The organism is Chitinimonas sp., from assembly GCF_036568685.1.
Lineage (GTDB): Bacteria > Pseudomonadota > Gammaproteobacteria > Burkholderiales > Chitinimonadaceae > Chitinimonas.
Genome location: NZ_DATCSC010000073.1, coordinates 1 through 10363, shown reverse-complemented (window position 1 = coordinate 10363; position 10363 = coordinate 1). Strand labels below are relative to the sequence as shown.

The 10363-nt window shown below is 66.5% G+C and carries 9 protein-coding genes; 4 read left to right on the top strand and 5 right to left on the bottom strand.

The genetic code is table 11. The features are described from left to right. A partial coding sequence (locus VIM95_RS11555; RefSeq protein ID WP_331985785.1) for a LytTR family DNA-binding domain-containing protein occupies window positions 1–477 on the top strand: 477 nt, incomplete at its 5' end. Window positions 478–583: 106 nt separating this feature from the next. Beyond that, window positions 584–3226 (top strand): zinc-dependent metalloprotease, encoded by a 2643-nt coding sequence (locus VIM95_RS11550; protein WP_331985783.1) that lies wholly within the window; start codon window positions 584–586, stop codon window positions 3224–3226. 230 nt (window positions 3227–3456) lie between these two features. Here VIM95_RS11550 and grxD read toward each other — a convergent pair whose 3' ends face one another. Together grxD and VIM95_RS11540 are read right to left on the bottom strand one after the other, a co-directional pair. Next, entirely contained in the window at window positions 3457–3771 is a 315-nt protein-coding gene (gene grxD / locus VIM95_RS11545; RefSeq protein ID WP_331985781.1) for a Grx4 family monothiol glutaredoxin, read from the bottom strand. 270 nt (window positions 3772–4041) lie between these two features. After that, entirely contained in the window at window positions 4042–4545 is a 504-nt protein-coding gene (locus VIM95_RS11540; RefSeq protein WP_331985779.1) for a methylated-DNA--[protein]-cysteine S-methyltransferase, read from the bottom strand. 152 nt (window positions 4546–4697) lie between these two features. Here VIM95_RS11540 and VIM95_RS11535 point away from each other — a divergent pair, with 152 nt between their 5' ends. Then, window positions 4698–5456, top strand: a complete 759-nt coding sequence (locus VIM95_RS11535; protein ID WP_331985777.1) for a hypothetical protein — start codon at window positions 4698–4700, stop codon at window positions 5454–5456. 206 nt (window positions 5457–5662) lie between these two features. Here VIM95_RS11535 and prmC read toward each other — a convergent pair whose 3' ends face one another. The 3 genes from prmC to mgtE all read right to left on the bottom strand — a co-directional run bounded on the left by prmC (window position 5663) and on the right by mgtE (window position 8792). Continuing rightward, a complete protein-coding gene (gene prmC / locus VIM95_RS11530; RefSeq protein WP_331985775.1) occupies window positions 5663–6490 on the bottom strand; it encodes a peptide chain release factor N(5)-glutamine methyltransferase in 828 nt (275 codons plus the stop codon). Next, on the bottom strand, window positions 6487–7275 hold the full coding sequence (locus VIM95_RS11525) for an EAL domain-containing protein (RefSeq protein WP_331985773.1): 789 nt from the start codon (window positions 7273–7275) through the stop codon (window positions 6487–6489). Before VIM95_RS11525 ends, prmC begins: the two co-directional genes overlap by 4 nt. Window positions 7276–7352: 77 nt before the next feature. Further along, window positions 7353–8792: a magnesium transporter gene (gene mgtE / locus VIM95_RS11520; protein WP_331985771.1), complete on the bottom strand. Its 1440-nt coding sequence runs from the start codon at window positions 8790–8792 to the stop codon at window positions 7353–7355. Window positions 8793–9071: 279 nt separating this feature from the next. On the opposite strand from mgtE, the gene gshA reads away from it, so the two are divergent. Continuing rightward, window positions 9072–10363, top strand: a 1292-nt coding sequence (gshA, locus tag VIM95_RS11515) for a glutamate--cysteine ligase (RefSeq protein WP_331985769.1), incomplete at its 3' end; no start/stop codon positions are given.

Genomic DNA, 10363 nt, shown 5'->3' with positions numbered 1-10363 from the left:
GCCCTGGCGGCCTTCGATGCCGGCGCGGTGGACTATCTGCTCAAGCCCCTGCAAGCCGGCCGCCTCGCTGTGGCGGTGGCGCGCCTGCAGCAAAGGCTGGCCCAGCCGCCGGCCGACCTGCGCGCCCTCCTGGCCAGCCTGGTCCCGGCTCAACCGGAGCCACTGCGCTGGATCCACGCCGCCAGCGGCATGCAGATACGCATCGTGGCGGTCGAGGAAGTGGCCGGCTTTGTTGCCGAGGCCAAGTACACCCGCCTCTTGGGCGTGGGCTACGACGCGCATATCCGCAAGACCATCAAGGAGCTGGCCGCCAGCCTGGACCCCAGCCGCTTCTGCCAGATCAGCCGTGGCGCGGTGGTCAACCTCGGCAGGGTGGAGCGGCTGGAGCGCGATGGCAGCGGCGGCATGCGGCTCTGGCTGGCCGGTACCGTGTTGCCGGTCAGCCAGTCCTACCAGGCCCGCTTCCGCCAGATGTAGCATTTGTGCCCACCGTTGGCGCCACCAAACGACACTTGGTCGCAATGAATTGACGCTGTTCGTCCGGCGGGCAAGCATCGGCGCTTTTGTCTGCCGGAGTGCCCTCGTGTCTTCCTTCCGTTTGCGCCCGCTGGCCCTCGCCCTGGGCGGCCTCTTGAGCCTTGCCGTCCATGCCGACGAGGACAAGCCCCAGCCCGAGACCACGCCGGCTGCAGCCGGTACGGCTACACCGGCGGCACGGCCGGAAACAACATCCAGCAAGTCCTTTGCCGAGGTGACCAAGGGTGCGCGCCGCCTGGATGGCTATTTCCCGCTCTGGGAGAAGGGTGACAAGGTCTGGTTGGAGATTCCGCTGAGCCAGCTCGACCAACCCTTCTTCTTCGAGATCGGTCGCACCCACGGCATCGGCGAGCACGGCATCTACGGCAGCGTCATGGGTCCGGCCTATGTGGCTTCCTTCCGCCGGCTGGGTGACAAGATCCAGCTGCTGGCCCACAACCTGCGCTATACCGCCCCGGCCGGCAGCCCGCAGTCCTTCGCCGTGCGGCAGGGCTTCTCCGACAGCCTGCTGGCCTCCGCCCCGCTGGCCAGCCTGCCCAGCAGCGAGCGCAAGGCCATCCTGGTGGATGCCAGCGCCCTGCTCCTGGCGGACATCCCCATGGGTGCCTACCAGCTGGAATCGGTCTATCGCCAGAGCTACAGCTTCGATGCCCGCCAGAGCGCCATCATCAAGAGCCGCGCCGAGGCCGACCTGACCGCGTTGCAGGTCACTGCCCACTACGCCGCGGCCAAGCTCTCGCCGCCGCCCCTGCATGCACCGGGCGCAGCGCCCTTGGTGCGGGCGCCGCTGCCGCAGACCCTGCCTGACGCTCGCAGCCTGTTCCTGGGCTACCAGTACAGCCTCTCGCGCCTGCCCAGCCCCATGGGGCCGCGCCTGGCGGACGACCGTATCGGCCACTTCGTCACCACCCGCTGGGATTTCGGTGACGACAGTGCCGTCACGCCACGCGTCCACTATGTCAACCGCTGGCGGCTGGAGAAGCGCGACCCGAATGCCGCCCTGTCCGAACCCAAGCAGCCCATCGTCTACTGGCTGGACCGCAATATCCCCGAGAAGTACCGGCAGGCGGTACGTGAGGGGGTGCTGGCCTGGAACCTCGCCTTCGAGCGTATCGGCTTCAAGAACGCCATCGAGGTCAGGCAGCAGGAGGCCGACGCCGACTTCGATACCGCCGACGCCCGCCACGCCTCGGTACGCTGGTACTTCGGCGTGGATATCGGCAGCGCGGTCGGCCCGTCCAAGGTCGACCCGCGTACCGGCGAGATCCTCGACGCCGACATCGTCATCTCCGACGGCTTTGCCCGCGGCGGCCGCCGCTTCTTCCGCGAACAGCGCACGCCCGATACCACCGCCGGCACCGCGGTGGGCACAGACGCCAGTTGCGACTACGCCGCCGAGGCGGCGGCCGAGCTGGAATTCGGACTGGACCTGCTGGCCGCCCGCGGCGACCTCGAACCCGGCGGCCCGGCCGAGGAGCGCTATATCAGCGACGTGATCCGCGACGTGGTGATGCACGAGGTCGGCCATACCCTGGGCCTGCGCCACAACTTCCGCGCCTCCACCGTCTACAGTGAAGCCCAGCTCGGCAACAAGGCTTTCACCCATGAGCACGGCATCGCCGGCTCGGTCATGGACTATTCGCCGGTCAACCTGGCGCTGCAGGGCCAGCCGCAGGGCGAGTACAAGATGCTCACCCTGGGCGACTACGACTACTGGGCCATCGAATACGCCTACAAACCCTTGCCGGCCGAGCAGGAGGCCAAGGCCTTGGCCGCCATTGCCGCCCGCTCGACCGAACCCACCCTGGCCTTTGCCACCGATGAGGACGCCGGCAGCGAGGACGATGGCTTCGATCCGGCGGTCAGCCGTTTTGACCTCGGCAGCGACCCGCTGGCCTACTTCGAGAAGCGCATCAAGCTCAGCCAGGAGCTGTGGCAGCGGCTGCAACGCCGGCCACTGGCACAGGGCGAGTCTTACGCCGTGCTGCTGCGTGGTGTCGACGCCGGCCTCGCGCAGGTACGTCGGGCGGCGGAGCTCAGCACCAAGTACGTGGGCGGCCTCAGCCATCTGCGCGATCACGCCGGCTCCGGCCGGGAGCCGCTGCAGCCGGTCTCGGCCGAGACCCAGCGCCGTGCGTTGCGGCTGATCGCCGGCAGCATCTTCCAGCCGCAGAGCTTCCGCCTGTCGCCGGACTTCGTACGCCGGTTGCTGCCCGACAACCTCGACCGCAACGAGAACCGCCAGCCGGTGGGCTATGCCCTGGCCGACAAGGTCAAGTCCTTGCAGGGCGGCGTACTCAAGCGCCTGTACGACGATGATATCGCCCGCCGCCTGCTCGACTTCGGCAACAAGGCGGCACCGGGTGGCAACCCCTTCACCCTGTCCGAGCTGTACGACAGCCTGCAGCGCGCCATCTGGGCCGAGGCCCAGAACGGCGGCGAGGCCGAGCTGATGCGCCGCAATCTGCAGCGCACCCATCTGCAGCACCTGGTCACCCTGCTCACCCGCCCCGGCAATATGCCGGCCGATGCCGTGGCGCTGGCCCGCGACAATGCCCGCGAGCTGACGAGCTGGCTGCAGCGTTCGGTGCAACGGCCGGGCCTCAGCAAGGAGAGCCGCGCCCACTATGCGGATGCCCTGGCCACCCTGCAGGAGGCGCTCAAGGCCAGCTTCAACCGGGTTGGTTGAGGCTGGGCGACAGGCAAGAAAAAAACCGGCTGAGCGAAGTCGTTGCCACCTTCAGGCGGCTTGCTACTTCCGCCTCCTCCTCGCGGGGATAAGCCGGTTTTTTCCTGGGGGAACAGCAGGGATGCAAACAAGGGGCGCCACTGCCTGATGCCGCCAAAATGACAAACGCCGGGTTTCCCCGGCGCCTGCGCTCAGCCTGTACCTGAACGGACTACTTGCTTTGCCTGCCCTTAGGCCTGCAGGTCGGCAACCAGCTTTTGCAGCTCGCCGTTCTGGTACAGCTCGCTCATGATGTCCGAACCGCCGACGAACTCGCCCTTGATATAGAGCTGGGGGATGGTCGGCCAGTTGGCGTATTCCTTGATGCCCTGACGGATCTCGTCGTCGGCCAGCACGTTGACCGAGGCGAAGGTCACATCCACGGCCTTGAGGATGCTGACGGCCTTGGCCGAGAAACCGCACTGCGGGAAGGTCGGGGTGCCCTTCATGAACAGCACGACGGCGTTGTCGGTAACGGTTTGACGAATCTTTTCTTGGGTATCCATGACGGTTTCCTTGCGGCGCTGGGCCAGGCAATGGCCGTGCTGCCAATAGTCGATAATTTCAGTCAGGTATTTTACGCGGTAGTTTGAGCGCTAAGCAAGCCTGTACTGCGACAGGCCGGGCGATTTGAAGGCTCTGGGGCCTCTGAGGAGGTGGGGGCGAGCCCAGTGCTCGCGCCAGCGAGGCGCCGTGGATTCGCCAAAGTCGTATGGCGCCCGGCTGTGCCGGGCGTAGCGCTGATGTGGCAGCTGGCCTTGTCGGTGGAGCGCCCCCTAAAACAGGGGCAGATTGCCCCGCCCCGATTTCGCCTGCTCAAAAGCCAGCAAGGCCTGCTTGAGTGGCAGCCCGCCGCCGAAACCCACCAGCGCGCCATTGCTGCCGATCACCCGGTGGCAGGGCACGATCAGCATGATGGGGTTGCGGTTGTTTGCCAGCCCCACGGCGCGGGCGGCTCCAGGCTGGCCGAGCGCGCGCGCCTGCTCTCCATAGCTCAGTGTCTCGCCATAGGGTATTGCCTGCAGCGCCCGCCAAGCCGCCAGCTGGAAGGGCGAACCATGCAGCAGCAAGGGCAGATCGAAGTCACGCAATTCACCCCCGCAATAGGCCGTCAGCTGCCGCCCCACCTCGGCCAGCAAGGCTGGCACGTGTCGTCCCAATGTGCCCGTGTCCGCGCCTTCGGCGGTACGCAGGCCCAGCAGGTTGCCGGCCTCGTCGGCGGTCGCCAGCAGCCGGCCAAAGGGGGTATCGAAGCAGTCCCAGCAGAAGGGGGTGTCCATGGCAAACAGGAAGAACAGCAGGGAGCGCCAGTGTAGCGCTTGCTGGTCGAGCTGACCGGCGCCTTTCGGACATGAACATTCAGCACGGGTTAACCCTAAAAGGCGGTCAATGCCGTTAAAGCATCACTACCGCCACGGCTAAGGAGCCCGCCATGAACACCCGTATTCTGCTTCCCCTGCTGCTTGCCACTGCTTCGCTCGGCGCCCTGGCCGCGCGCGGCAGCCTGATCGACCTGCAGGTCGAGGACCGCGCCGGCCGCGACTACCGCGAATACCGTGCGCAAGGCCGCAACTGGGTGGCGGGCGAGGACGGCGAGCCCTACCAGCTGCGGCTCAGCAACCGTAGCAACGAGCGGCTGCTGGTGGTGTTGTCGGTGGATGGCGTGAACGCCGTCAGCGGCCAGACGGCCAGCTACAAGCAGAGCGGCTATGTGCTGGAGCCGGGGCAGGAAACGGTGGTGGCCGGTTGGCGCAAATCACTCGACAGCGTGGCCGGTTTCTATTTCACCGACCTGGGTGACAGCTATGCCGCCCGCACCGGCCGGCCGGATGACGTGGGCGTGATCGGCGCGGCGGTATTCCGCGAGAAGCTGCGCCAGCCGCCACCGGTGATCGCCTACAGCGAGTCGGCCAAGGCCCGCCCGCCCATGGCCGGCATGCGTTCCGAGGCCGCACCGTCGGCGGCACCCGCGCCTAGCCTGGGCACCGGTCACGGCGAGATTGAAGACTCCTACGCCCGCCGTACCGAGTTCGAGCGGGCCAGCAACCGGCCCTTCGAGACCCTGGCGGTGCGCTACGACAGCCGCCGCAATCTGGTCGCCGCCGGGGTGATCTCGCAGCCACGCTGGCGCGATGAGCCCAATCCCTTCCCGCAGCAGGGCTTTACCCCTGACCCGCCTCGCTACAGGTAGTCACGGAAGGACGTCTGCGCTCTATCTTGGCGCTAGTGCATTGCCCGGCTTAGCCGGGCATTTGAGGGCAACGGATATCGTCGCGAGGCCCTGTTTGATTCCATCCCCCACCCCCTGCCGCCGCAGGGGAGCCTCGCTGACGCTCGTCAGGCAGGAGTTTCAACCTGCCGTGGGTGGGGTGCTATGGATAGCAATGACCTAAGTGGTCAAATAGGCAGCTGCCCGCCGCTTACCCGATCCAGCCCCGCCAAGTCGGCCCAGGTATGGACGGTCGCAAAGCCAGCGGCTTCGAGCAGCGCGCGGCTGGCCGGGCCCTGGTCGTAGCCGTGCTCGAACAGCAGCCAGCCACCCGGCAGCAGATGGGCAGCGGCGCCGTCGACAATGCGGCGGATGTGGATCAATCCATCGCCCTCGTCGGTCAGCGCACCGCGTGGCTCAAAGCGCAGGTCGCCTTCGTCCAGGTGGTGGTCGCCGCGGGCGATATAGGGCGGGTTGGAGACGATGAGGTCAAAGCGCTCATCGCTCAGCGCCGCGTACCAGTCGCTCTGCATCAGCTTGAGCGGCGTGGCGTGGCGCTCGGCATTGCTGGCGGCCACGGCCAGCGCGGCAGTCGAGATGTCCACCGCCCGCATGTCCAGCAGTGGCCGATGCTTGCGTAGCGATACCGGGATGGCGCCCGAACCGGTACCCAGGTCCAGCGCGCTGCTGGGGGTATCCAGCGGCAGCCGCTCCAGAGCCAGCTCTACCAGCAGCTCGGTCTCCGGACGCGGGATCAACACCGCCGGGTTGACCAGCAAGTCCAGACTGAAGAATTCACGGCTGCCCACGAGGTAGGCCACCGGCTCGCCGGCCAACCGGCGGCCGACCAGGGCACGGTACTGCCCGACCTGGGCGGTGGGCAGCTCGGCTTCCGGCCAGGCGGCTTGGCGGGTACGGCTCAGGCCGCTCACATGCTCCAGCAGCAAACGCGCCTCCAGCACCGGCAGGCCAGCCTGGCGGGCCTCGGCGATCAGGGCGCTGACGTTGTCCTTCATGGCAGCCCCCAGGGCCGGCGTGGCAGCTGGCTGAGGGTGACGAACTGCTTGCGGTAAAGAAAGCCCTGCACGCAATCGACCTTGAGGGTGTGCGCCAAGGCCAGGTCCTCGGGCCGCTCCACCCCTTCCAGTATCACCTTGCAGCTGCATTCGTGCGCAAAGGCGATCAGGTGCTGCAAGGCTGCGCGGTGCTTGCTGTCGCGCGCACGCGCCAGCCAGGAGCGGTCGAACTTGAACCAGGCCACTTCCATCATCACGTCCAGCGAGATCATGGAATTGGGCGCGCCGATATCGTCCAGGGCCAGGCCTATGCCGCGGGCGGCAAAGGCTTGCGCCAGTTGCTGCGAGAGCTGGGCGTCCGAGACGTCGCTGTTCTCGATGATCTCGACCACCAGGCCAGGCCGCCCTGCCATCAGGTTGAGCAGCGGGTCCTCAGCCTCCTGCGCGGTCACGCCGTAGGCGTCCGGATCGAGGTTGACGAACAGCTGCTCGGCCCCGGCCGGCGCATAGGCCAGCTGCAGGGCCTTCATGTCGTACTCCACCTGGTAAAGGCTTAGGGGGCTGGCGTGCAGGGCGTCGAACACCGCCTTGGGTGCCAGTGGCTGGCCGTCGGCGGCATAGAAGCGCGCCAGCGCCTCGTAGCCGACCACCTCATTGACGGTGATATCGATGATGGGCTGGTATTCCACCCCGTAGCGCTGGTGGCGCAGCAGGTCGAGCAGCAGGGTGGCAGGCAGTCGCGGCGCCGACGGATGGGCGTTGCGATCGGAGATCGGTGAGAACATGCGGTAATACTACCATTCGATGGCGAACGGGGTTGCTGACCCCCGTCAAGCCACAGGCGGGAACTAAATACAAAGGCCTACAGCAGAAAAATGGTTGCCAGGCCAAGGAAGATGAGGAAGCCCATGCTGTCGGTGGCGGCGGTCAGAAAGACCGAGGACCCATAGGCCGGGTCGCGCCCCAGCTTCTCCATGGTCAGCGGGACCAGCAGGCCCACCAGCGCAGCCACCTGCAGGTTCAGCACCATGGCGGCGGTCATCACCACCCCTAGCGGCAGGTCGCGGTAGAGCAAGGCGGCGATCACGCCCAGCACCCCGCCCCAGACGCAGCCATTGAGCAGGGCAATGGCGTGCTCCTTGATGATCAGCCGCCGCGCACTGGCCTGGTTGATCTGGCCCAGCGCCAGGCCACGTACTACCAGGGTCACGGTCTGGGTGCCGGTATTGCCGCCTATGCCCGAGACGATGGGCATCAGTGCCGCCAGCGCCACCAGGTGCTGGATGGTGCCCTCGAATACGCCGATCACCCGGCTGGCGATAAAGGCGGTGCAGATATTGACCGCTAGCCAGGGCCAGCGGTTGCGGGCCGAGCGCCAGACCGAGCTGAACAGGTCTTCGTCTTCCTTCAGGCCGCCCAGGCTCAGCATCTCGGCGTCGCCCTCCTCGCGGATCACGTCCACCATCATGTCAACCGTCAGCCGGCCTATCACCTTGTTGGTGCTGTCCACCACCGGGGCAGACACCAGGTCGTAACGCTCGAAGGCCTGGGCCGCCTCGCCGGCGTCCTCGTCCGGGCGGAACATCACTACCTCGTGCGCCATCACCGCCGCCACCTCCAGCTCCGGGTCGGTGATCAACAGCTTCTTGATCGGCAGCACGCCCTTGATGCGCTGGTCGTTGTCGACCACGAACAGCTTGTCCGTATGGTTGGGCAGTTCCTCAAAGCGGCGCAGGTAGCGCAGTACCACCTCCAGCGTCACGTCGTCGCGGATGGTGACCATGTCGAAGTCCATCAGCGAACCGACCTGGTCGTCTGCGTAGGACAGTGCCGATTGCAGCTCGGCCCGCTCTTCCTCCTCGAGCGAGCCGATCAGCTCGCTCATCACATCCTGTGGCAGGTCGGGCGCGAGGTCGGCCAGCTCGTCGGTATCGAGGTGCTCGGCTGCGGCCAGGATCTCGGCCCGGTCCATATCGGCCAGCAGGGTTTCCCGTACCGTGTCCGATACTTCCAAGAGCACATCGCCCTCGAACTCGGGCTTGACCAGGCTCCAGGCGGTCAGCCGGTCTTCTAGTGGCAGCGATTCGAGTACAAAGGCGATATCGGCCGGGTGCAACTGCCCCAGCCGGCTTTCCAGCTCGGCCAGGTTCTGCTTGTGGACGATGGTCTCGACCAGGTCGTGGCGCGGCATCTCCTGCTTGTGCACCAGGCTCTCGACCAGCTTGTGACGGTTGAGGATGCGCACCACCTGCTGCAGGGTTTCCTGCAGGCTTTCCTTAGGTTTGGGGGCGGGTGCGGTCATACCTTCAACCTCGAACGGATACGGAAAACGGCGGGGCTGGCTACCCGCGCGCCGAGGCCATGGAACGCCGGCACGATCGCGGCTGTCCAAAAAGCCGCGCGAGTGTAGCATGCAAGTGGCTTGAAACTGGGCTCGGCAGCCTTATCTAAAGCCCAATATGGGGCACTGCATCCGCGCGTCGGCGGCAGGTTCCAAGCCCTGCGCCGCGGTGTTGCCGTCCGTCCGGCGCAATCGACTATCCTAAAAGCCCGGGTCGCCGACCCAGACAGGTTCCATGCCATGAACGTCCCTCGCCTCGCTACCGCCCTTACCGGCCCGCTGCTTGATCTGGAGCGCAAGATGCTCGCCGCCCAGACCGATATCGAGGCCTGGTTCCGCAGTCAGTGGCTGGAGCATGCGCCGCCCTTCTATGGCTCGGTCGATCTGCGCAATTCCGGCTTCAAGCTCGCCCCGGTGGATATGAATTTGTTCCCGGGTGGCTTCAACAACCTCAATCCGGACTTCACCCCGCTGTGCGTGCAGGCCGTGCAAAGCGCGCTGGAGAAGATCTGCCCGGACGCCCGCCGCCTGCTCCTGATCCCGGAAAACCACACCCGCAACCAGTACTACCTGCAGAACGTCGCCGCGCTGGCCCGCATCCTCAAGCTCGCCGGCCTCAATGTGCGCCTGGGCAGCCTCAATCCCGAAGTCACCGCCCCCACCACGCTGGAGTTGCCGAATGGCGGCACCCTCACGGTCGAGCCGCTGGTACGCAATGGCCGCCGCGTCGGCCTGGCCGGCTTTGACCCCTGCGTGGTGCTGCTCAACAACGACCTCTCGGCCGGCATCCCCGAGGTGCTGCGCAACATCGACCAGGCCCTGCTGCCGCCGCTGCACGCCGGCTGGTATGTGCGCCGCAAGACCAATCACTTCGCCCAGTACGACGAGGTGGCCAACGAGTTCGGCGACATGCTGGGTATCGACCCCTGGTACATCAACCCCTACTTCGGCCAGGTCAGCCAGCTGGACTTCCAGACCCGCGAGGGCGAAGAGCGCCTGGCTGCCGAAGTGGAGCGCATCCTCGGCCTGACGGCCGCCAAGTACCGCGACCTCGGCATCGAGGCGGCACCCTACGCCATCGTCAAGGCCGACGCCGGCACCTATGGCATGGGCGTGATGAGCGTCAAATCGCCGGAGGAGGTGATCGGCCTCAACCGCAAGCAGCGCAACAAGATGGCGGTGATCAAGGAGGGCCTCGAGGTCAGCGACGTGATCGTGCAGGAAGGCGTACCGACCTTCGAGACCCTGGACGAGGCCGTGGCCGAGCCGGTGGTCTATATGATGGACCGCTACGTGGTGGGTGGCTTCTATCGTGTCCACACCGAGCGCGGCAGCGATGAGAACCTCAACGCCCCGGGTGCCTTCTTCAAACCCCTGGCCTTCGATACCCCGCTGTCCACCCCGGACTGCGACGGCAGCCCGGACTGCGCACCCAACCGCTTCTACGCCTATGGCGTGGTGGCCCGCTTGGCGCTCCTGGCCGCCTCGCGCGAGGTCGAGGTGACGGAGCCGGCGGCGGAGTTTTCGGTCGC

Excerpts from the sequence above, each read along its gene's own strand:
- VIM95_RS11535 (WP_331985777.1), top strand. The coding sequence starts at position 4,698 with ATGAACACCCGTATTCTGCTTCCCCTGCTGCTTGCCACTGCTTCGCTC.
- prmC (WP_331985775.1), bottom strand. The coding sequence starts at position 6,490 with ATGAAGGACAACGTCAGCGCCCTGATCGCCGAGGCCCGCCAGGCTGGC.
- VIM95_RS11540 (WP_331985779.1), bottom strand. The coding sequence starts at position 4,545 with ATGGACACCCCCTTCTGCTGGGACTGCTTCGATACCCCCTTTGGCCGG.
- mgtE (WP_331985771.1), bottom strand. The coding sequence starts at position 8,792 with ATGACCGCACCCGCCCCCAAACCTAAGGAAAGCCTGCAGGAAACCCTG.
- grxD (WP_331985781.1), bottom strand. The coding sequence starts at position 3,771 with ATGGATACCCAAGAAAAGATTCGTCAAACCGTTACCGACAACGCCGTC.
- VIM95_RS11525 (WP_331985773.1), bottom strand. The coding sequence starts at position 7,275 with ATGTTCTCACCGATCTCCGATCGCAACGCCCATCCGTCGGCGCCGCGA.